This window comes from Cellulomonas terrae (assembly GCF_007990265.1).
Taxonomy (GTDB): Bacteria; Actinomycetota; Actinomycetes; order Actinomycetales; family Cellulomonadaceae; genus Cellulomonas; species Cellulomonas terrae.
On sequence record NZ_BJWH01000003.1, the window covers coordinates 100,067 to 121,697 of the forward strand.

The window sequence follows — 21,631 nt, forward strand, 5'->3', positions numbered from 1 at the left end:
AGCGATCCTCATGGAGAGACGATCAACTCTCGATCAAGGTCGTCATCGAGCGCGGACACCTCGCCCACACGCCGCCGTAGACGCCTGTTGACGTGAACCGATCAACGGCCGGGCGTCGCGAGACCTGCGTCGACCTTGACCGGATCTTCATCGCCCCCTCGGCATCTCTCCTCGCCGCCGAGTGTTACGTTGCATATGGGTACCCCCAGGGGGTATGCGAGAGGTGGTGGAAGTCATGCATGCCACGTCAGAACTCACCAGTTCCAAACGCGTCGTCCTGGCGGCACGCGGCATCGACAAGGCGTACAAGCGAGGCCCGTGGCCAGCCCGCCGGATGCTCCCGGTTCTCGCGGACGTGAACTTCTCGCTGCGCCAGGGCGAGGTCGTCGGCCTCGTCGGCGAGAACGGGTCCGGCAAGTCCACTCTGATGAAGATCCTCGTCGGGGCCCTCGCGCCGGACGCCGGTGAGGTCGAGCGAGCAGCCCGGCTCGGCTACTGCCCGCAGACGCCACAGCTGTACGAGCGGCTCACGTGCGACGAGCACTTCGAGCTCTTCGGCCACGCCTACGGGATCGACAGCCGGCGCGAGCGAGAAGCACGGCACTCGATCTACGTGGCCCTGGGCTTCGAGCGCTACGCACGAGTGCGAGTGAGTCAGCTCTCGGGTGGGACCGTCGCCAAGCTCAATCTGGGTCTCGCGTTGCTTGCCGACCCTGACGTCCTGCTCCTCGACGAGCCGTACGCCGGCTTCGACTGGGACACCTACCTGCGCTTCTGGGACCTCGTCGCAGAGCGTCGGATCTCCGGGCGAAGCGTCCTGATCATCAGCCACTTCGTCGCCGACGAGGAACGCTTCGACCGGATCCTCGACCTGAGAGACGGACGGACGGTGCCACGATGATCCGCGTCCTGGTCCGCCGATTCCTTGCCGACTACGCGCGCAACGGGACGAACCTGTTCGTGCTGGTCCTCGTGCCTGTGGCCTTCGTGGTCGCGGCAGCGCCCGCCCTCGCCGACGCGGCTCGGCTTCTGGGAGGGCAAGGCGGAGCGCCCGCCATCGAGGCCGTGACCGCGGGATGGGCGTCGGCGTTCATCGCCGCACTCGCGATGTACTTCCAGGTCTCCGCCGGCCGCGACACCGATCGCCGTCTCGTGCTTGCCGGTCTGCCCGGCCGTCGGCTGGCGCAGGCGCGCGTCCTGTGTGGTCTGGCGATCGCCTCGCTCGCGTCGGCGGCCGCCCTGCTGGCGCTCTTCACGACGACGGGCGTCACGAATGCCGGTCGAGTGATCGCCGGGACCGTCATGTTTGCCGTGATCTATCTCGGCATCGGAGCGGTGGTCGGGTCGCGGGTGCGCAACCCGGTGAACGGCACGGTGCTGATCCTGTTCGTCTGGATCCTCGACGTCTTCTTCGGCCCGACGCTCAGTGGGTCGACGGAACTGATCTCCCGTGCCCTCCCGACGCACTTCGTGTCCTTGTGGATGGTCGATGTCCCCTCCGGGCACGAGGGCCGACTCGGGGACCTGGGGTGGGCGCTGGCTTGGAGTGCCGCATCGGCCGCCGCAGCCCTTGTGGTCCTCCGGCCACCGGGGCACGCGGCCGCGCGGCGAACGCTGGCCGCCGGCTCCCGACCCGACCAGCTGCTCGCGGCACTGCGCACCGGCGTGCGTGAGTGGCGTCGCAACCCGGTCCTCTGGGTGCTCCTCGCGGTCGTGCCGGCGGTGTTCGTCCTGCTCGCCGACGCGATCACGCCGTCTGGTTCGACGCCCGTCGTCCTCAACGAGGGCGGCACGCTCGTGACCCGGGCGATGGACCCCGCGCACATGCACGCCGGCACCATGGCGCCGATCGCCGTGGCATCGCTCGCGACGTTGGCGGGGCTGTTCCTCGCGCTCGACGCACGATCCGGCGACCAGCGGCTGGCCCTGGCCGGCATGCGCTCCGGCACCCTCGCTGGCGCTCGCCTTACGGTCGTCTCGCTGGCGGCGACGCTCGCCACAGCGGTCTCGCTCGCGGTGACGGCGCTCGTCTTCGATGCGCACCAGTGGGTGCTCTACGGCATGGCGAACCTCCTGGTCGCGTTGACTTACGCCTTCGTCGGAGTGATCATCGGCCCCGTCCTGGGCCGTGTGAGCGGAGTCTTCGTGGCATTCCTGCTGCCCTTCCTGGACCTGGGTATCGCCCAGAGCCCCATGCTCCGCGGGGCGCCTCCGGGGTGGGCGGAGGTCCTGCCGGGCTACGGCGGCATCCGAGTCCTGACCGATGCCGCGCTGACGTCGACCTTCGACGAGACCGGATACCTGATGCTGGGACTCGGTTGGCTCGCGGTGCTGGCGGTGGGGGCCTGGATCGCGCTACGGCGCAGCTCGGCGGTGGTGCGCCCGCGGTCTCGGTCCGCCGCGCGCGGACCGCTTCCCACCCACCGCGCCCACGCTCACGCCTGACCGCGGCTGAGGGCAACCATCTCTTCTCGGGGAACGACCTTGATGCGCTCCCGGCCGTGCGCCGCGCCGAGGGTCCGCTCGTAGGCGTCGAGGAGCTGCCAGCCGGACCACTCGATGTGCTCGATGCCTCGTTCGACGAGCAGCGCCGTGACAGCCCGCGGGTCGGGATGCCCGGCTCGCCGTAGCTGGTCGATGTCCGAGACGAGGTGCTTGATGGTCTCCGACGCATCGGACTTGGTGTGCCCGATGAGCCCGACCGGTCCGCGCTTGATCCACCCCGTGGTGTAGACGCCCGGCAGGTGCTGGCCGTCGGCATCAACGACGCGGCCCTCGTGGTTCGGGATCACGCCCGCGGTGTCGTCGAACGGGAGGTCGGCAAGAGGCGAGCCGAAGTAGCCGACCGCGCGGTAGACGGCCTGGACGGGCCAGTCGTGCAGCTCGCCGGTGCCGGTGACGTTGCCGTCGCCGTTCAGCGCGGTTCGCTCCGTGCGCAGCCCGACGACCTTGCCGTTCTCTCCGAGGACCTCGGCGGGCTTGTGCAGGAAGTGCAGGTGGATGCGCCGGCTCGCGGTGAGCTCCTCGGCCTCGATGAGCGTCCAGTCCGTCAGGGTCTTGACCACCTGCTTGGTCTGGTTCGAGGAGTGGATGGCCGCCATCGAGCCCTCGTCAAAGTCGAAGTCCTCGGGGTACACGATGACGTCGACGTCCGGCACGTGACCCAGCTCGCGCAGCTCCAGCGGCGAGAACTTGACCTGGGCAGGGCCGCGACGGGCGAACACGTGCACGTCGGTGACCGGCGAGGCCTTGAGCTGGTCGTAGACGTTCGCGGGTATCTCGGTGGGCAGCAGGTCGTCGGCGCGCTTGGCCAGGATGCGGGCCACGTCGAGCGCCACGTTGCCGGCACCGAGGACGGCGACGTGCTGGGCGTTCAGCGGCCAGGTGCGCGGCACGTCCGGGTGGCCGTCGTACCAGGAGACGAAGTCGGCGGCGCCGTAGGACCCCTCGAGGTCGATGCCAGGGACGGGCAGCGCGGCGTCGCGGATGGAGCCGGTGGAGAAGATGACGGCGTCGTAGAACTGGCGCAGGTCGTCCAGCGTGACGTCCGTCCCGTACTCGACGTTGGCAAGAAGTCGGATGTCACCACGGTCGAGGATCTTGTGCAGGGCGACGATGATCTGCTTGATCCGCGGGTGGTCCGGCGCGACGCCGTAGCGCACGAGGCCGAACGGCGCGGGCAGGCGCTCGAAGAGGTCGATGGAGACCTCCAGGCCAGCCCTGGACAAGATATCGGCGGCATAGATGCCCGCGGGACCGGCTCCGACGACGGCGACACGGAGCGTTGTCGGCCTGGACTGGTGCGTGGGCTTCTCGTGTACCGCCTCGCGGGGTGCGGGCATGGGTCGGCCTCCTGGGTCGATGTGTCGGGGTGAGGATTGCGAAGGCGGCGCCCACTGCTCACATGCGATGTGCCATCGGGAGCAGGAACATCCACACGTTGATCGCGCCGAGCAGCGCGATGATCGCGACGTAGGGCGTCAAGGTGGAGCGTCGGCGGGCGGCGGTGCGGTAGCGGCGGTAGGCGATGCGCTTCGCGGTGTAGACGGACCCGGCGATCCCGAGGGCAAGCAGTGCGAACTGAAGGACCTGGATGGTTCCCGTGCTCACCAGCGCCGGGTCGCCGCTGACGCCGGCACCGAACAGGTTGGCCACCGTGTAGTACACGGAGCCGCCCTCGGCGAGCAGGTGAAACAGGTTGTGCGCGAGGTGCGCCGCGACGTCGAGGGGAATGAGTGCATACCCGAAGCGAGCGAAGTTCATCTTGGTGTCTTCAAGGTTGCGGCCGGCGGCGATGCGAGATGCGAGGGCGAGGAGACCCACGGGCACCGACACGGCGACCGCGAAGGCCACGGTGAAGATCACGGCGTAGCTGGTGATCCCCGTGAGCGCTTCGATCTGGGCGAGGACGCTGTTCCAGACCTCGAGCATCGTGATGTTCTGGATCAGGACGATACCCATGATCGCCATGGCGAGCATCGACTGCTCGATTTTCGGCTTGGTGATGAACCACAGCTCGCTGGTGGGCTTGCGCAACCGTACCTGGATCGCGTCGTTGGGGCAGGACTTGATGCAGTTGGCGCACAGGTTGCAGTTCGCCGAGTCCTCCATGGTGCGGGGGAACGTGAACAGCGGGCACCCGGCGACCTTGTCGTTGCCGTTGTAGCAGACGGCCTTGGCCTTGCAGGTCTTGCAGATCCCGGAGTCGGCGCGGAGCTCGACCATGCCGGTCCGGGCGTAGTTGCCGGACAGACCGCCGAGGAAGCACAGGTACCGGCAGAACGTGCGGCGCTGGAACAGGGCGCCCGACGCGATGACCGCGGTGGTCAGCAGCAGGAGGAGCACGCCCGAGCCCCACGGGGACTCGACGACGCCCCAGACGTGGTCCGCCCAGGTGATGGCCAGGAACGACGCGTCGATGATCCAGATGCCGCAGTTCTTCAGGAAGTTGGGCACCGGCCGGTTGACCCCGACCCACTTCTGCACGAAGTCCGAGATCGCCCCGAACGGGCACACGGCGCACCAGAACCGTCCGAGCAGCACGAACACGATCGGGATGACGGGCCACCACAGGACCCACATCAGCGCGGTGCCGGCGTTCTCGTGCGCGACATCGGGGCCGACGAGCAGCTGGTAGGCGACCAGCCCGAAGACCGCCGCGACGGGGATCTGGAAGACCTTGGGGTACCAGCCGGACCGCAGCGACCTGGCGACCCACGGGATCGTCATGAGGTTGCGGCCGACCGGCGGCGGGCTCAGGTCGGGGCCGGGCGTGACGTCCGGGTCGACGGCGTCGACCTGAGCCGGCGGCGGTGTGAGCGTGGTCATCGTGATGTCCTTCGCGAGGGTCAGACGGCGGTGGGCGTGGCGGACGGGCGCGGTCGGTGGCGTGGTCGATCGCGGTCACGTCGACGCAGTACTGCCGCGCCGACAAGGACGGCCGCGTTCAGGCCACCGAATGCCGACAGCACGGCCGTGCGCGGTCGCGCGGTCGAGGTCGTCGCGTCTGAGTCCCCGCCGGTGCTCTGGCTGTGCTCGCTGTGCTCGGCCGGCTCGTCGTCGGTCTCGGTGCTGCCGTCGCCGTGGTCCATCCCCTCCATGTCCGGCATGCCCTCCATGTCGTCCACGGCGTCCGCACCCTCCATGTCTTCCATGTCGTGGGTGGAGGACCCTGTCCCAGCCTCCTGGGGTTCCGCTCCCGCGTCGGAGCCCGAGCTGTTGCCCTGCCGCACGGCGTCGGGCGGCGTCGCGAACGCCGCTGCGGGAACGACGGTGAGCGACGCGGCAAGCGCCACGACGGCGGGCAGACGGACAAGAGTGGGGTGCATGTGAGCTCCTCGAAGACGGTTCCGTCAGAACTGTCGATGTCCGCAGGCCCGCACACCTGGGACCTGTAGGTCCTGGGGGGCAACCTCCATCGAAACTTCATCGACGAGGTAGCCCACCTGCACCGCGCCATGACGCGGGCTTCCGGGTCCCACCGAGCGACGTTTGTGGGGTCCCACGCGACGTGGACCGCCTCTTGCGGACGGTTCCGCGTACCTGCAGGTGAACGGTCGTCAACGACCTCGAGCTCGCACGCGTCCTGCAGTCGTCCGCGCCCGACACTTCCGCGCAGATAGCGCCCCTGGTCGGTTCCACTGGCAGCACGAGCGGCGGGATCACGCAGAGATACCCGCGCGAGGAGCGGCGCCGACTCGGGTGCTCCGGCGGCGTACCTGTGCCCCGCCCGGGTCGGGGGCCTCAGGCGGGGCACGGGAAGACGAGCGCGGTAGGCACGCCCGCAGGCCCAGGGTCGCCCTACCGCCAGCTGTCCCCGGTTGTCATCGCATCAAGGTTCGTTGAAATCGCCTCCGCGATGCTGGCCGCGTGGCTGCTGTCGATGAAGGGGGCCAGACGCATCCTGGGTCGCGGTGGCACGACGTGCAGCCCAGCATCGGTGGGCTCGCCTGGACGCCCGCGGAGTCCGGCTCGAGCGCGGGCGCGGTCCCACCGTCGCCTCGGGGTGGGACGATGACGCCATGGACGTGGAGCTGCTGTACTTCGACCAGTGCCCGCACTGGCGACTCGCCGACGAGCGGCTGCGAGAGGCGCTGACTGCGGTCGGGCGTGCAGATCAGTCGATCTCCTACGTGCAGGTGGACACGGCCGAGGATGCCGCGGGGTCCGGCTTTGCAGGGTCACCGACGATCCTGGTGAACGGTCGCGATCCGTTCCGAGCACCCGGCCCGACGCCCGGTGGTCTGTCGTGCCGCCTGTTCAGCACGCCGAATGGGCTGGCGGGCTCGCCCACCGTGGAGCAGCTGTCGTCCGTGCTGCGATGACCCAGCCCGATGTGGCCCGAGCCGAGGAGGGCCGCTGTTGGTGCTGCGGCGCCGCGTATCCCGAAGGTGAGCTCGTCAGGCTCGGCGACCACCCCGAGGTGACCGTCTGCGGGGCCTGCGCCCGCGATCTGCACCGACGCGCGAGAGACCAGCACCATCGCGCGCACCCCACAGCCACGACTCGCGCACGATCGATCCTGCGACGGGCACGGGAGTTCGCGATCGATCGCCGGTGGCACGAGCGCCCCGTCATCGGTCCGGCACTGCGCTGGATCGACCGCTTCCTCCCCTAGCGCGGCCGCGCCCCGCGGGGCGTCGGACCGTCGGGCGAGCATCGTCGGGATTGCGGGTCTCCCCCGCCTGGAGGTGGGCGCGATGTACGCCGCCGGGCCACTGGAAACCGCCCAGGTTCGCCTGCGTACGCGCCGAGATGTTTCCCGAGATGTTTCCCGCCGGGCCAAAAAGAGAAGGTCAGGGGCTTACTAGGATGACCCTAGAAGCCCCTGACCTGCGCTTTCACTGTCGGGCTGACAGGATTTGAACCTGCGACCCCTTGACCCCCAGTCAAGTGCGCTACCAAGCTGCGCCACAGCCCGATGGCTCCCGCAGAAGCCTCGGAAACTCTACCCCACAGGCGACGTGGTCCTGTCATCGGCGATCACGTCGAGCTCCGCCGCGACGACCCCGAGGATGACGAGGTCGACGAGCAGACCGATCGTGGCGTCCCAGGGCGAGAGCCGGAACAGGAAGATCTGGGTGACGAGCAGCGCCACGAGGGCGGCGCGGCGGAACCAGCGGTAGCCCGCCTCGCGGTCGCGGCGGACACGCACGAGGCCGACGACGGCGAACGCGGTGGACGCGAGGCCGCTGAGCAGGATGCCGGCGACGAGCCACACGGGCTCGGCGTCGGAGGCGGTCCAGCCGTAGATGCCGCGGGCGAGGGTGACGACGGACGTCACGACGAGGATGGCGACGGTCACCCAGGGGACCCAGCGGGCGCGGACCAGCCAGCGGGACGCGGCGACGACCCACGTCGAGGTGGCCCCGATCGGGTCGGGGACCTCGTCGGCGTCGTGCTCGACGCTGTCGAGCAGGGCGCGGACCTCGTCGGCTCCGGGTGCGTCGCCGGCGCGGGACAGGTACCAGCGCGCGCGGGTGCGTTCCCGTGCGCTGAAGCCACCGGCCAGGCCGGCGACGGCCTGGTCGGCGGCTGCGGCGAGGTACTCGGCGGGGTCGCGCGGATGACGCCGCTGCAGGACGTCGGCGAACAGTCCCAGGGCGATGACGACGAGGTAGATCAGGGCTGCCGTCGGTTCCCAGAAGTAGTCGTAGTCGGAGGTGACGAACTTGCCGATCTCGTCGATGAACAGCCCGAAGCCGATGCCGGAGACGACGACGGAGACGCGTCGGGCGACCGGCCCGATGAACGTCATGAGCCCGATGAACGCCAGCGCCATGAGCAGCCCGCCCCACAGGACGTGGGAGATGTGCACTCCCCCGCCACCGAGCTGCGGGAACCCGGTGAGCTCCAGCAGCAGCCGCGTGACGATGACCGTGGCGAGCGTGGTCACCAGGAACCCGGTGATGTGGCTGCTCGACGCGGGGTCGCGCGGCAGGCCAAGTCTCAGGAGAGGGCGGCGCCGCGCGACGACCATCACCGCTTGCGCTTCTCCCGCACCCGGACGGAGATCGAGATGGGCGTGCCCTCGAACCCGAACGTCTCGCGCAGGCGGCGCTCGATGTAGCGGCGGTAGCCGGGGTCGAGGAAGCCGGTCGCGAAGATGACGAAGCGCGGCGGGCGTGTGGACGCCTGCGTCGCGAAGAGGATGCGGGGCTGCTTGCCGCCGCGCAGCGGGTGCGGGTGGGCCGCGACGAGCTCGCCGAGGAACGCGTTGAGGCGTCCGGTGGAGATGCGGGTGTCCCAGGATTCCAGGGCCCGCTCGAGCGCGGGGACCATGCGGTCGGTGTGCCAGCCGGTCTTCGCGGAGATGTTGACGCGCGGCGCCCACTGCACCTGGACGAGGTCCTGCTCGATCTCGCGCTCCAGGAACGGGCGACGGTCCTCGTCCATGAGGTCCCACTTGTTGTACGCGATGACCAGCGCGCGGCCGGCCTCGATGACCTGCGTGATCACGCGGGTGTCCTGCTCGGTGAGCTTGACGGAGGCGTCCACCAGGACGACGGCCACCTCGGCCTTCTCGATCGCGGCCTGCGTCCGCAGCGACGCATAGAAGTCGGCGCCCGACGTCTGGTGCACGCGGCGACGGATGCCGGCGGTGTCGACGAACACCCACGGCTTGCCCTTGAGCGCGACGAGCTCGTCGACGGGGTCGCGCGTGGTGCCGGCGACGGAGTCGACGACGACGCGCTCGGCGCCGAGCACCTTGTTCAGCAGCGAGGACTTGCCGACGTTCGGGCGGCCGACCAGCGCGACGCGTCGGGGCCCGTCGGGGATCGGGGTGCCGTGCGCGGAGACCTCGGGCAGCGCCTCGATCGCGGCGTCGAGCAGGTCGCCGGTGCCGCGGCCGTGCAGCGCCGAGACGGGGAACGGCTCGCCGAGGCCGAGCGACCAGAGGTTCGCGGCGTCGGCCTCGCCCGCGGGACCGTCGACCTTGTTGGCGCAGAGCACGACCGGCTTGCCGGCCTTGCGGAGCAGGCGGACCACCTGGGTGTCGGTCTCGGTGACGCCGACGGTGGCGTCGACGACGAAGATCACGGCGTCGGCGAGCGAGATCGCGACCTCCGCCTGCTGGGCGACGCGTGCCTCGATGCCGGCGACGTCGACCTCCCACCCACCGGTGTCGACGAGCGTGAACCGCTTGCCGGACCAGTCGGCGGGGTAGCTCACGCGGTCGCGCGTGACGCCGGGCTTGTCCTCGACGACGGCCTCGCGGCGGCCGAGGATGCGGTTGACGAGGGTCGACTTGCCGACGTTCGGACGGCCGACGACGGCGAGCACGGGGAAGACGACGACCGGCTCCTCGCCGATCTCACCGACGTCGCCCGGGTGCAGCAGGGCAAGGTCCTCGTCCTCGAGCTCGTACTCGGTGAGCCCCGCGCGCAGCGCCCGCTCACGGTCGGCGTCGGAGGCCTCGTCGGGCAGCGCGAAGGTCGGATCGGGCTCAGTCATGCACCCATTGTCCCCTGTGGACCGACCCTCGGACGACTCCGCGCGCGAGACCCCCGTCACGGACGCCAGATGACGACGCCCACGTCACGCGCCCGCTCGGCGAACGTGCCGCTGGGGGACGCCGAGCGCAGGAGCGCGCGCAGCTCGTCGTCGAACTCCTGGAGGCGCCGGCCGAACAGGTGCGGCGCCGCGCTGGACAGCGAGTGCACCGCGGACACGATCTCGTCCGTGGAGCGCTCCACGACGTCACCGCGCACCACCTCGAGCCGCTGCGGACCGCGGAACCCGGCGCCGCGCAGGACGTCCTCCTCGCCGCCGCGCGTTCCCGACGGCAGCAGGCCCTGGCCGGCCCGCCGGACGCGCCCGAGATGACGGGCGACGAGCTCGTCGACCTGGTCCCACGGTGGCCGCGGCTGCGGCAGCGGGTCGTCGCCGTGGACACCCCGGTCCGTCACCGCGGCGACGTGCACCCACGCGCCGCCGGTCTCGATCATCGGACGGACCGCCCGCGCGACCCGCTCCTGATCCATCCAGTGGAACGACTGCGCGAACGTGACCAGCCGGAACGTCCCGAGGTCGGCGGGCAGCTCCTCGGCCCGCAGCTGCCGCCACTCGATACCCGGCACGCCCGACCGCCGCGCCTCGGCGATCATCCCCGGGTCCGCGTCGACCCCCACGGCGGTCGCGACGAGGGGTGCGAGCAGGCGGGTCAGCGATCCGGGACCGCAGCCGACGTCGAGCAGCCGACCGGTGCCGTCGAGGCCGAGCGCGTCGCGCAGGACGTCGCCGAGCGACGCCGGGTAGGCCATCCGGCCGACCGCGTAGTGGGGGGCGCTGCCCTCGTAGAGGCTCGGGTCCCACGACCAGCCCATCAGAGCGCGCGTTCCCTGTTCGGGTCGTCGGTCGGCAGTGCGAGCCCGGTGCGCGCGCAGGCCCGGTCGACGAGCTCGGCGAGCGCCGCCCGGATCGACTCGTTCGCGCCCTCGAGGGCGGCCCGGCCGGACATGCCCGCTCCGCGTTCGAGGACCAGCGGCTCACCGAACTCGATCGCGAGCCGGCGCCGTAGACCGGGCACGTGCCCCACGGACTCCCCCGTGCGCCGGGTGCCGAGCACCGCGACGGGCACCACCGGCGCGTGACCGTTCAGCGCGAGCCACGCGATGCCGGCCCGTGCGCTCGCCGCGTCGCCCTTGCCGCGGTTCCCCTCGGGGAAGACGCCGACGACACCCCCGCGCTTGAGCACGACGAGCGCGTTGCTCAGTGCGGAACGCCCGCCGTCGTGCTCCACGGGGATCTGACCCGCCGCGCGCAGGACCGACCCCACCGGCCCCCAGAACATCTCCGACTTCACCAGCATGTGCGACGGCCGGGGCGAGACGCCCAGCAGGATCGGCCCGTCGACGATGCCCGTGTGGTTCGCCGCGAACAGGACCGGGCCGTCGGCGGGCACCAGGTGGGCGGCCGTCACCTCGGTGTTCCAGACGACGCGCGCGAGGAACCGGCCGATCCAGCGCGCCCAGCGCGGACCGCGCTCGGACGGGCCGGTCGGCGTGCTCACGCGCGCGGGCCGACGACCGACTCGACGACGTCGAGCACGGCCTGCACGGTCTGGTCGAAGTCCAGGTGCGACGAGTCCACGGTCACCACCCCGTCGGCGGCGACGTGGAACTGCACGACGGTCGAGTCGTCGGCGTCGCGACGCAGCACCTGGTCACGCGTGGCCTCGACCGCCGCGGCGTCGTCGGACCCGTGCACGTCGCGGGCGCGACGAGCCAGGCGCGCCTCCTCGCTCGCGGTGAGCAGCACGCGGACGTCGGCGTCGGGGGCGACGACGGTGGTGATGTCCCGACCTTCGGCGACGATCCCGCGCCCGCGGACCCGCGCCGACTCGATCTCGGCGCGCTGGAGGCGCCCGAGCTCGGCGCGCACCTGGAGGTTCGTCGCGACCGCGCTGACCGCCGCGGAGATCTCCGTGGTGCGGATGGCCTCACCGACGTCGATGCCGTCGACGTGCACCGTCGGGTGCTGCGGGTCCACCCCCATGACCAGGGGCAACGTGCGCACCTGCCCGGCGACCGCGTCGACGTCGCTCAGCGGGACGCCTCGATGCAGGCACCACCACGTCGCCGCGCGGTACATCGCCCCGGTGTCGAGGTACGCCAGCCCGAGCGCGCTCGCCACACCGCGGGACACGCTCGACTTGCCGGACCCCGAGGGTCCGTCGATCGCGACGACCACTGCCCTGCTCAACTCACCAGTCTCCATCCGCGGGCTGTGAGCTCCGCCTCGAGGTGCTCGACCCGACCGGGCAGCACCGAGATCTCCGCCATGCCGACCGGCCGGCCGGCGGCGTGCTCGAGGTGCAGGTCCTCGAGGTTGACCCCCGCCTCGCCCACCTCGGTCAGCAGCCGCGCGAGCTCGCCGGGCGCGTCGGGCACGAGGACCGTGACCACGCCGTAGACGCGCTGCGCGCCGCCGTGCTTGCCGGGGATGCGCGCGACGCCGGCGTTCCCGTCGGCGATCGTCTGCGCCAGCGTGGCCAGCGCACCGAGCTCGACCGTCTCCGGTCCGTCGGCGGCGGCCGCCTGCCCGAGCGCGTCGATCACGGTGTCGAGGTCCGAGCGCAGCTCCCGCAGGACGTCACGCACGGCGTCCGCGTTCGCGGCCAGGATGGAGGTCCAGAGCGCCGGGTCGGAGGCGGCGAGCCGGGTCACGTCGCGCAGGCCCTGCCCTGCGAGCCCGAGCGCGGCGTCGTCGGCCCCCCGCAGCCGGGCGGCGACGAGGCTCGCCGCCACCTGCGGCACGTGCGAGACGGCGGCGACCGCGGCGTCGTGCGCGTCGGCGTCCATCGCCACCGGCACCGCGCCGAGGTCGACCGCGAGCGAGCGCACCGCCAGCACGGCGTCCGGGTGCGACGATCCCGAGTCAGCGATCACCCACGGGCGCCCCAGGAACAGGTCGGGGACGGCCGCCGACGGCCCTGACCGCTCGCGACCCGCCATCGGGTGCGAGCCGACGTACCGCGCGAGGTCCGCACCCGCGGCCCTGAGCTCCGCCAGCACGTAACCCTTGACGCTCGCGACGTCGGTCACCACGGCGTCCGGGTAGGCCGCCAGCTCGGCGCGGACCACGTCGGCGGTCACGTCGGGCGGGGCCGCGACGACGATCAGTGTCGGCGCGACGTCGTCAGGACCCGCAGGTCGACCTGCGCCGACGTCCCGCGCCAGCGCCAGAGCCGTCCGGGACGGGTCGTGCAGCACCACGTCGACGCCGTGGGTGGTCAGCGCGAGACCCACCGACGTGCCCAGCAGGCCGGTGCCGACGATGCGCACCGGCCCTCGCGTCGCGAGCGTCACATGCCCACCCGCGTCATCAGGGAGCCGACCTCCGTCTTCGACAGCACGCGCGTGCGGCCCGGCTTCAGGTCGCCCAGGCGGATCGGGCCGATCTGCGTGCGGACCAGCTGCGTGACGGGGTAGCCGACCTCGTCGAAGATCCGCCGCACGATGCGGTTGCGGCCCTCGTGCAGCTCGATCTCCACCAGGCTCGCCTGCGGGGTCGTCTGCACGATCTGGAACTTGTCGACCTTGGCGAGCCCGTCCTCGAGCTCGACGCCCTTGACCAGCCGGTTGCCCAGCGAGGGCGTCACGCGCCCCTCGAGCTGCACCAGGTACACCTTGGTGACGCCGTGCGACGGGTGCGAGAGGCGGTTGGCCAGGTCCCCGTCGTTGGTCAGCAGGATGAGACCCTCGGTCTCGGCGTCGAGGCGGCCGACGTGGAACAGCCGCTCCTCGCGGTCGGACACGAACTGACCGATCGACGGCCGGCCCTCCGGGTCGTGCATCGTCGAGACGACGCCCTTCGGCTTGTTCAGCGCGATGGTGACGATCGACGAGTCCAGCTGCACGCGCATGCCGTCCACGTGGATCACGGCCGTGAGCGGGTCGACCCGCACGCCGAGCTCGTCCACCCGGTTGCCGTCGACCGTCACGCGGCCGGCCGCGATGAGGTCCTCGCACGCGCGCCGCGAGCCGAGGCCCGCCGCCGCGAGCACCTTCTGCAGGCGCACGCCGTCGGGGTCGTGGACGTCGATCGTCACCTCGGGCGTGCGGCTCGGCTTGCGCGGCCGGCTCGACGCGCCGTCGCTGCGCGGACGGCCGACGCCAGCGCTGCGCGGGTAGCCGCTCCCGCTCTTCGGACGTGCGGCACCGCCGCGCGACGACGCGCCCGGCCCACCGCGTGAGGCTCCACCGCTCGTGCCCCGGGGGGATCGGCCGGTCGCGCCCCGCGAACCGCCACCGCTGCTCGACCCGCCGCGGTACCCACCGCTGTCACGGGAGTCTCCGCCGGTGCTCGAACCGCCGCGGTACCCGCCGCCGTCACGCGAGCCACCGCCGCTCGCACCGCCGCGGTATCCCCCGGTGTCGCGAGACCCGCCGGCGCTCCCGCCGCGAGCGTCACCTCCGGCGCTGCTCCCCCGGTAGCCGCCGCCACCGCTGCTGCGGTACCCGTCGCCGCCGCCGGTGCTGCCGCGGTAGCCCTCGCCTCCACCGGCTCCGCGGTACCCGCCGCCGCTGCCGCCCCGGGCCCCGCCCGCGCTGCCGCCGCTGCCGCCCCGGGAGCCGCCGGCGCTGCCGCCGCGGCTCGCGCCGGAACCGCCGCTGCCCCGCGGTGCGCCGCCCCTGCCGCCGGACGGGCCGGCGCCCCCTGACCGTCGTTCCTGCGGGCTCATCTGTTGTCTCCGATCGCCTGGTCGACGCCGTCGAAGGCGTCGATGTCCGGCAGGTAGGGCGCGAGCGGGGGCATCTCGTCCAGGCTGGACAGCCCCATCCGCTCCAAGAAGTATCCCGTGGTCTGGTAGAGCACGGCACCGCTGGACGGATCCGTCCCCACCTCGGCGACCAGCCCGCGGGTGGTGAGCGTGCGGACGACGCCGTCGACGTTCACGCCGCGGACCGCCGAGACCTGCCCGCGCGTGACGGGCTGCCGGTAGGCGATGACGGCGAGCGTCTCGAGTGCCGCCTGGGTGAGCCGCGCGGTCTGGCCCTCCAGCACGAACCGGCCGACGACGTCCGCGTAGACCGGTGCGGAGTAGACCCGCCAGCCGTCCCCGACGCGCCTGACCTCGAAGCCGCGCGGCCGACCGCCGTCGTCACCCCGGTACTCCGCGGCGAGCTCCTCGAGGAGCGCCTCGACCCGAGCCGTCGGCAGGGCGAGCACCGTGGCCAGGCGGACGGCGGCGATGGGCTCGTCGGCCACCATGAGGACCGCCTCGAGCGCGGCCAGGGCACCGCCGGGCAGGTCGTCGACGTCGAAGGCGAGCTCGTCGGCCGTCCCCGTCTCCTCGACCGCCTCGTCCGGCGTCTGCGCGGGCGTCTGCTCGGTCATGCGTCCTCCTCGGCGGACCCGTCGCGGGCCAGCTCAGCATCGAGTGTGGTGTCGAGGGTGTCGAAGTCGTCGGACACCTCGATCTCGCCCTCCTCGGATCCCGTCCAGCGCACGGTCAGCTCGCCCAGCGGCGTGACCTGGTCGAACGCGACGGCACCCTCCCGGAACAGCTCCAGCAGAGCGAGGAACCGGGCGACCACGACGACCGTCGCGCCCGCGTCGGCGGTGAGCGCTCGGAACGACATCGCGCCGCCGTGCCGCAGCCGGTCCACCAGCACTGCCGCCTGCTCCCGCACGCTGACGGCCGGGGCGGCCAGGTGGCTGATGTCGACACCGGGAGGTGCCGCCTTCGGCTGCTCGGCCTTCGCCGCCAGCGCCGCCAGCTGCTCAGGACCGATCTGCCAGACCAGCTCGGGCAGCAGCGCGGCGAGGTGCGGTTCGAGGGTCACCAGGCGCGGGAAGCGCCGACCCTCGGTCGCGAACCGTTCGGCCAGGTCGGCCGCGACCAGCTTGTACGCGCGGTACTGCAGCAGGCGGGCGAACAGCAGGTCCCGGGCCTCGAGGAGCTCGAGGTCCTCCGCGTCCTCCACGTCGGCGGACGGCAGCAGCCTGGCCGCCTTGAGGTCGAGCAGCGTCGCGGCGATGACGAGGAACTCGCTGGCCTGGCCGAGGTCCCACTCCTTCTCCGCGCCGCGCAGGTGCGCGATGAACTCGTCGGTGACCTGCGCGAGCGCGACCTCGGTGATGTCGAGCTTGTGCTTGGCGATCAGCCCGAGCAGCAGGTCGAACGGGCCGCTGAAGTTGGTGAGGTGGACCTCGAAGGCCTGCGTCCCGACGGGCGCGGCCGAAGAAGCCGTCGCGACGGGCTGCTCAGGGACCGCGCGCTGGTCAGGCGGCGTCGCCACGGGCGACGAGCTCACGTGCGAGCTGACGGTAGGCCGCCGCACCCGAGTGCGTCGGGGCGTAGGTGGTGATCGGCTCCGCGGCGACGGTGGCGTCGGGGAACTTGACGGTGCGGCTGATGACGGTGTGCAGCAGCGTGTCGCCGAACGCCTCGTTGACGCGTGCGACGACCTCGCGCGCGTGCAGGGTGCGCGGGTCGTACATGGTCGCCAGGATGCCGTCGACCTCGAGCCGCGGGTTCAGCCGGTCGCGCACCTTCTCGATGGTCTCGACGAGCAGCGCGACCCCGCGCAGCGCGAAGAACTCGCACTCCAGCGGGATGAGGACGCCGTGCGCGGCGGTGAGCGCATTGACGGTGAGCAGGCCGAGCGACGGCTGGCAGTCGATCATCACGACGTCGTAGTCGTCGAGCACCGGACGCAGCGTGCGGGCCAGCACCGACTCGCGGGCCACCTCGCCGACCAGCTGCACCTCGGCGGCGGACAGGTCGATGTTGGCCGGCAGCAGGTCGAGACCCGGTGTGGCCGTGTGCTGGATGAGCGAGCGGATGTCGGCGTCACGCTCCATGAGCAGGTTGTAGACCGTGCGGTCCAGCTCGTGCGGGCTGACGCCCAGGCCCACGGACGCGGCACCCTGCGGGTCGAAGTCGACGATGAGCACCTTGCGGCCGTACTCCGCGAGGGCAGCCGCCAGGTTGATGGTCGTCGTCGTCTTGCCGACGCCACCCTTCTGGTTGCACAGGGCGATCACGCGCGCCGGACCGTGCGACGCCAGGGGCGGAGGCTCGGGGAACTCGGGCATCGGCCGCCCGACGGCATCGAGCTGCGGGTCGGTCGTCTGCTGGCTCACCACGCGGGACAACCTACCGGAGCAGGGCGCCGGATGGCCGCGCGACAGTCCGACGCACGGCCGATGCTCACCGTGCGCGCGGGTGCGAGGCCGCATAGACCTCGCGGAGCGTGTCCGGGGTGACCATCGTGTACAGCTGCGTCGTGCTCACGGAGGCGTGGCCGAGCAGCTCCTGCACCACCCGGACGTCGGCGCCCCCGGCGAGCAGGTGCGTCGCGAACGAGTGCCGCAGCGTGTGCGGGGAGATCTGCTCGGCACCCGCCAGCCCCGCACGCTGCGCGGCCAGCCGCAGCACCGCCCACGCACTCTGCCGGCTGAGCCGGGCCCCGCGCGTGTTGAGGAAGACCCCCGGCGACCCTGCCGTGCTGCCGCCGGCCAGCGTCGGCCGCGCCCGGACCAGGTAGGACTCCACCGCGTCGAGCGCGAACGCGCCCAGCGGGACGACACGCTCCTTGCGGCCCTTGCCGAACAGCCGTACCGCCGCACGACCCGGGGTGCTGTCCACGTCGTCGACGTCGAGTCCTACCGCCTCGGAGATGCGCGCGCCCGTGCCGTAGACGAGCTCGAGCAGCGCCCGGTCGCGCAGCGGAACCGGGCCCTCCCCCAGCCCCGCCGCGTCCAGCAGCCGCTCCACGTCGTGCACGGAGATCGCCTTCGGCAGCCGCTTCGGCGGAGCGGGGGGCTTCACGGCGCGGGCGGGGTCGACGCCGGTCACGCCGCCCAGGAGCAGGAACTTGTGCCACCCGCGGACCGCCACGACGATCCGCGCGGCCGAGGAGTCGGACAGCGCCGTACGACCGTCGGACCCGGCACGCACCGCGAGGAGGAAGTCCTCGACGTCCGGCGCCGCGACGTCGGTGGGCTCGCGACGGCCGCGGGAGCGCAGGAAGGCCGTGTAGCGGGTGAGGTCCCGCCGGTACGCGAGCAGCGTGTTCGTCGACAGGCCGCGCTCGGCCTGCAGATGGGCGAGGTAGTGCTCGACGGCTGCGTCGATCGCCGACACGGTCACGTTCAGAACGGCAGGAACACGTCCACCGCGATCGCGACGGACAGCAGCGTGAGGTAGGTGATCGACGCGTGGAAGACGCTCATCGCGCGCAGCTTGCCGGCCTCCGGGTGCTCGGCGCGGCGCAGCAGCCCGATGCACGCCCAGAGGAACCAGAGCCCGAGGGCGAGGGCGACGACGCCGTACACCCAGGTCATCCCCTGCACGGGGACCAGCAGCAGCGAGCAGGCGATCATCGCGACCGTGTACGCGATCATCTCGCGGGCGACCTTGGTGTCCTTGGCCACGACGGGCAGCATCGGGACGCCCGCGGCGGCGTAGTCCCGGCGGAACTTCATCGACAGCGGCCAGTAGTGCGGCGGCGTCCAGAAGAAGATCACGCCGAACAGCAGCACCGCGGTCCAGGAGATGCCACCGGTGACCGCGGACCAGCCGATGAGCACCGGCATGCACCCGGCCGCGCCGCCCCAGACGATGTTCTGCGGAGTCCGGCGCTTGAGGATCATGGTGTAGCCGACGACGTAGATGAGGATCGCCGCCGCCGTGAGCCACGCCGACGCGGGGTTCACCATGACGGCGAGCCACGCCAGCGACAGCACGCCGAGCGCGAGACCGAAGACCAGCGCCGCGCGGGGGCTGACCTCGCCCGTGACGATCGGTCGCCGCTTGGTGCGGTTCATGATCTTGTCGATGTCGCGGTCGAGGTAGCAGTTCAGGACGTTGGCCGAGCCGGCCGCGGCCGCCCCGCCGACGAGCGTCGCGACGACCAGCCCGAGGCTGGGGAACCCGCCCTGCGCCAGGATCATCGTCGGGAGCGTGGTCACGAGCAGCAGCTCGATGACGCGCGGCTTGGTCAGCGCGACGTACGGCCCGACGACCCGACGCAGCCGTGCCAGCGGTCCGCTCGGGGCGACGGTCACCGTCGTGTCCGCAGCACCCGGGGTCGTCGCGGCCGACGCTCCGGCGTCGTCGACTGACAGGGGGCTGCTGAGGCGCACGCTCTGCGGTTCCGTTCGTGTTCCGGCGGGGGTGGTTCGCGCAGCCATGCTACGGCCTGCGCCTGCACCGGGGCGCGACGCGGGGCCCGGATCGCCGGACGGCCCGTGTGAGATCGGTCGCTCCTCCGCGGTGTGAGCACGCCCGGCATCCCTGCCCGCGTGCGCTATAGGGTCGGTTTGCACGGTCCGACGACCGCCGTGACGGCGTGACGTCCCACCTGCCTGGCATCCGACGCGGATGCTCGATCACGGTACAGATCTCGTCCGACGACACCCGGACCCCTGCCCGGGTGGAAATGAGGTTCGGTGAACGCGAAGGCTCCCCTGGCTGAGACGGTCGGTTGGACTGACCTCGACCTGCGGGCGGTGGACACCGTGCGTGTCCTGGCCGCCGACGCGGTCGAGAAGGTGGGCAACGGCCACCCCGGGACGGCGATCAGCCTCGCCCCGGCGGCCTACCTGCTCTACCAGAACGTGCTCCGGCACGACCCGGCGGACCCGCACTGGCTGGGCCGGGACCGGTTCGTGCTGTCCGCGGGCCACTCCAGCCTCACGCAGTACATCCAGCTGTACCTCGCCGGCTTCGGCCTGGAGCTCGAGGACCTGGAGGCGCTGCGGACCTGGGGCTCCAAGACCCCGGGTCACCCGGAGTTCCGGCACACGACCGGCGTCGAGATCACCACCGGGCCGCTCGGCCAGGGCCTCGCCTCGGCCGTCGGGTTCGCGATGGCGGCCCGGCGTGAGCGGGGCCTGTTCGACCCCGAGGCCGCGCCCGGCACCAGCCCGTTCGACCACTTCGTCTACGTCATCGCGTCCGACGGCGACCTGCAGGAGGGCGTGACCAGCGAGGCGTCGTCCATCGCGGGCACCCAGGAGCTGGGCAACCTCATCGTGCTGTGGGACGACAACCACATCTCGATCGAGGGCGACACCGAGATCGCGTTCACCGAGGACGTCGTCGCCCGCTACGAGGCGTACGGCTGGCACGTGCAGTTCGTCGACTGGACCGGCGGCCCGGACGGGTACCGCGAGGACGTCGACGCGCTGCACGCCGCGATCGAGGCGGCCAAGGCCGTCACCGACCGCCCGTCGTTCATCGGCCTGCGCACGCTCATCGCGTGGCCCACCCCCACCAAGACCAACGACCACTCCTCGCACGGCTCGAAGCTGGGCGGCGACGCCATCCGCGGGCTGAAGGAGCTCCTCGGCTTCGACCCCGAGAAGACGTTCGAGGTCGACCCGGAGGTCCTGGCGCACACCCGCGGGCTGTCCGCGCGCACCGCTCCGGCGAAGGCCGAGTGGCAGAGCGCGTTCGACGCCTGGCGCACGGCGAACCCCGAGAACGCTGCTCTCCTCGACCGGCTGGTCGCCGGCGACCTGCCCGACGGTTGGACCGATGCCCTGCCGGTGTTCCCCGCCGGCAAGTCCGTCGCCACGCGTGCCGCCTCGGGCGACGTGCTCAGCGCACTGGCCTCGGTGCTTCCCGAGCTGTGGGGTGGCTCCGCCGACCTCGCCGGCTCGAACAACACCACGATGAAGGGCGAGCCGTCCTTCATCCCCGCGAAGCGCTCGACGCACGAGTTCGCCGGCGACCAGTTCGGCCGCACGCTGCACTTCGGCATCCGCGAGCACGCGATGGGCGCGATCCTGTCGGGCATCCGGCTGCACGGCCTGACGCGCCCCTACGGTGGGACGTTCTTCACGTTCAGCGACTACATGCGCGGCTCGGTCCGCCTCGCCTCGCTGATGGGAGTGCCCGCGATCTACGTGTGGACGCACGACTCCATCGGGCTCGGCGAGGACGGCCCGACGCACCAGCCGATCGAGCACCTCGCCGCCGTCCGGGCGATCCCGGGCCTGACGATCGTGCGCCCGGCGGACGCCAACGAGACCGCGGCGGCCTGGGGCGCGATCCTCGAGCACACCGACGGTCCCGTCGGTCTCATCCTCACGCGCCAGAACGTCCCGACGTTCCCGCGCGGTGAGGACGGCTTCGCGACGACCGACGGGGTCGCGCGCGGCGCCTACGTCCTGCTCGAGGCGAGCGGCGGCACGCCCGACGTGATCCTCATCGGCACCGGCTCCGAGGTGCAGGTCGCCGTCGCCGCCCGCGAGACGCTCGAGGCTGCGGGGGTCGCGACGCGCGTCGTCTCGGCGCCGTCGCTCGAGTGGTTCGCCGAGCAGGACGCGGAGTACCGCGAGTCGGTGCTGCCGTCCTCGGTGCGTGCCCGGGTCTCCGTCGAGGCCGGCATCGCCCTGTCGTGGCACAAGATCGTCGGCGACGCCGGCCGCTCGGTCTCGATCGAGCACTACGGCGCCTCCGCGGACGCGGCGACCCTCTTCCGCGAGTTCGGCTTCACTCCGGAGGCGGTCGTCGCAGCGGCGCACGAGTCGATCGCGGCAGCACGCGGAGACGCTGCACCCGAGAGCAACGGCGCCGTGCCCACGGAGAGCGGGACGGGCGACCAGAAGGTCTGAGTCTGAACGGGCGCGTCGGCCCCGGTCACCCCGGGGCCGACGCGCAGGAGAAGGG

19 protein-coding genes and 1 tRNA gene are annotated in these 21,631 nt (G+C 72.0%); 4 read left to right on the forward strand and 16 right to left on the reverse strand.

What is annotated here, in order from left to right; translation table 11 throughout:
- Positions 1-235 precede the first annotated feature (235 nt).
- A complete protein-coding gene (locus tag CTE05_RS04425) occupies positions 236-901 on the forward strand; it encodes an ATP-binding cassette domain-containing protein (protein WP_146844907.1) in 666 nt (221 codons plus the stop codon).
- On the forward strand, positions 898-2,445 hold the full coding sequence (locus CTE05_RS04430) for an ABC transporter permease (RefSeq protein ID WP_146844908.1): 1,548 nt from the start codon (positions 898-900) through the stop codon (positions 2,443-2,445). Before CTE05_RS04425 ends, CTE05_RS04430 begins: the two co-directional genes overlap by 4 nt.
- Here the strand turns inward: CTE05_RS04430 and CTE05_RS04435 are convergent.
- Genes CTE05_RS04435 through CTE05_RS04445 form a run of 3 tightly spaced genes read right to left on the reverse strand, consistent with a single transcriptional unit; the run spans position 2,436 to position 5,828 of the window.
- Positions 2,436-3,842, reverse strand: a complete 1,407-nt coding sequence (locus CTE05_RS04435) for an FAD-dependent oxidoreductase (protein ID WP_146844909.1) — start codon at positions 3,840-3,842, stop codon at positions 2,436-2,438. The genes CTE05_RS04430 and CTE05_RS04435 overlap by 10 nt on opposite strands.
- A gap of 58 nt (positions 3,843-3,900) precedes the next feature.
- Entirely contained in the window at positions 3,901-5,328 is a 1,428-nt protein-coding gene (locus tag CTE05_RS04440; protein ID WP_146844910.1) for a 4Fe-4S binding protein, read from the reverse strand.
- Positions 5,329-5,348: 20 nt separating this feature from the next.
- Positions 5,349-5,828 (reverse strand): hypothetical protein, encoded by a 480-nt coding sequence (locus CTE05_RS04445; RefSeq protein ID WP_146844911.1) that lies wholly within the window; start codon positions 5,826-5,828, stop codon positions 5,349-5,351.
- Between the two features lie 693 nt (positions 5,829-6,521).
- Between CTE05_RS04445 and CTE05_RS04450 the strand changes: the two genes are divergently transcribed.
- Positions 6,522-6,824: a thioredoxin family protein gene (locus CTE05_RS04450; protein WP_146844912.1), complete on the forward strand. Its 303-nt coding sequence runs from the start codon at positions 6,522-6,524 to the stop codon at positions 6,822-6,824.
- Between the two features lie 522 nt (positions 6,825-7,346).
- On the opposite strand, the gene CTE05_RS04460 is transcribed toward CTE05_RS04450, so the two are convergent.
- The 13 genes from CTE05_RS04460 to CTE05_RS04520 all read right to left on the reverse strand — a co-directional run bounded on the left by CTE05_RS04460 (position 7,347) and on the right by CTE05_RS04520 (position 19,098).
- Positions 7,347-7,420 (reverse strand) — tRNA-Pro (locus CTE05_RS04460).
- Positions 7,421-7,447: 27 nt separating this feature from the next.
- On the reverse strand, positions 7,448-8,479 hold the full coding sequence (locus CTE05_RS04465; RefSeq protein ID WP_146845115.1) for a hypothetical protein: 1,032 nt from the start codon (positions 8,477-8,479) through the stop codon (positions 7,448-7,450).
- The gene (gene der, locus CTE05_RS04470; RefSeq protein ID WP_146844914.1) at positions 8,479-9,954 is read right to left on the reverse strand and encodes a ribosome biogenesis GTPase Der; all 1,476 of its coding nucleotides are present in this window, start codon (positions 9,952-9,954) and stop codon (positions 8,479-8,481) included. The genes CTE05_RS04465 and der overlap by 1 nt, the downstream gene beginning before the upstream one ends.
- A 56-nt stretch (positions 9,955-10,010) precedes the next feature.
- On the reverse strand, positions 10,011-10,826 hold the full coding sequence (locus CTE05_RS04475) for a class I SAM-dependent methyltransferase (RefSeq protein WP_146844915.1): 816 nt from the start codon (positions 10,824-10,826) through the stop codon (positions 10,011-10,013).
- Positions 10,826-11,512, reverse strand: a complete 687-nt coding sequence (locus tag CTE05_RS04480; RefSeq protein WP_146844916.1) for a lysophospholipid acyltransferase family protein — start codon at positions 11,510-11,512, stop codon at positions 10,826-10,828. The genes CTE05_RS04475 and CTE05_RS04480 overlap by 1 nt, the downstream gene beginning before the upstream one ends.
- Entirely contained in the window at positions 11,509-12,219 is a 711-nt protein-coding gene (gene cmk / locus CTE05_RS04485; RefSeq protein WP_146844917.1) for a (d)CMP kinase, read from the reverse strand. Before cmk ends, CTE05_RS04480 begins: the two co-directional genes overlap by 4 nt.
- Positions 12,201-13,310, reverse strand: a complete 1,110-nt coding sequence (locus CTE05_RS04490) for a prephenate dehydrogenase (RefSeq protein WP_146844918.1) — start codon at positions 13,308-13,310, stop codon at positions 12,201-12,203. The genes cmk and CTE05_RS04490 overlap by 19 nt, the downstream gene beginning before the upstream one ends.
- Positions 13,307-14,053 carry a pseudouridine synthase gene (locus CTE05_RS04495; RefSeq protein WP_146844919.1) on the reverse strand — a complete coding sequence of 249 codons (747 nt, stop codon included), beginning with the start codon at positions 14,051-14,053 and terminating at the stop codon, positions 13,307-13,309. The genes CTE05_RS04490 and CTE05_RS04495 overlap by 4 nt, the downstream gene beginning before the upstream one ends.
- Before the next feature lie 629 nt (positions 14,054-14,682).
- Complete coding sequence (gene scpB, locus CTE05_RS04500) at positions 14,683-15,342, reverse strand: SMC-Scp complex subunit ScpB (protein WP_146844920.1); 660 nt, start codon at positions 15,340-15,342, stop codon at positions 14,683-14,685.
- Positions 15,339-16,247, reverse strand: coding sequence for a segregation and condensation protein A (locus tag CTE05_RS04505; protein ID WP_146845116.1), 909 nt, complete (start codon positions 16,245-16,247; stop codon positions 15,339-15,341). The genes scpB and CTE05_RS04505 overlap by 4 nt, the downstream gene beginning before the upstream one ends.
- Positions 16,231-17,046, reverse strand: coding sequence for a ParA family protein (locus tag CTE05_RS04510; protein ID WP_246123291.1), 816 nt, complete (start codon positions 17,044-17,046; stop codon positions 16,231-16,233). The genes CTE05_RS04505 and CTE05_RS04510 overlap by 17 nt, the downstream gene beginning before the upstream one ends.
- 115 nt (positions 17,047-17,161) lie before the next feature.
- Positions 17,162-18,103 carry a site-specific tyrosine recombinase XerD gene (locus CTE05_RS04515; protein ID WP_186814734.1) on the reverse strand — a complete coding sequence of 314 codons (942 nt, stop codon included), beginning with the start codon at positions 18,101-18,103 and terminating at the stop codon, positions 17,162-17,164.
- Positions 18,104-18,105: 2 nt separating this feature from the next.
- Positions 18,106-19,098: a heme o synthase gene (locus tag CTE05_RS04520; protein WP_371863347.1), complete on the reverse strand. Its 993-nt coding sequence runs from the start codon at positions 19,096-19,098 to the stop codon at positions 18,106-18,108.
- Between the two features lie 306 nt (positions 19,099-19,404).
- Here CTE05_RS04520 and tkt point away from each other — a divergent pair, with 306 nt between their 5' ends.
- Positions 19,405-21,576: a transketolase gene (gene tkt / locus CTE05_RS04525; RefSeq protein WP_146844923.1), complete on the forward strand. Its 2,172-nt coding sequence runs from the start codon at positions 19,405-19,407 to the stop codon at positions 21,574-21,576.
- Positions 21,577-21,631: the final 55 nt, after the last annotated feature.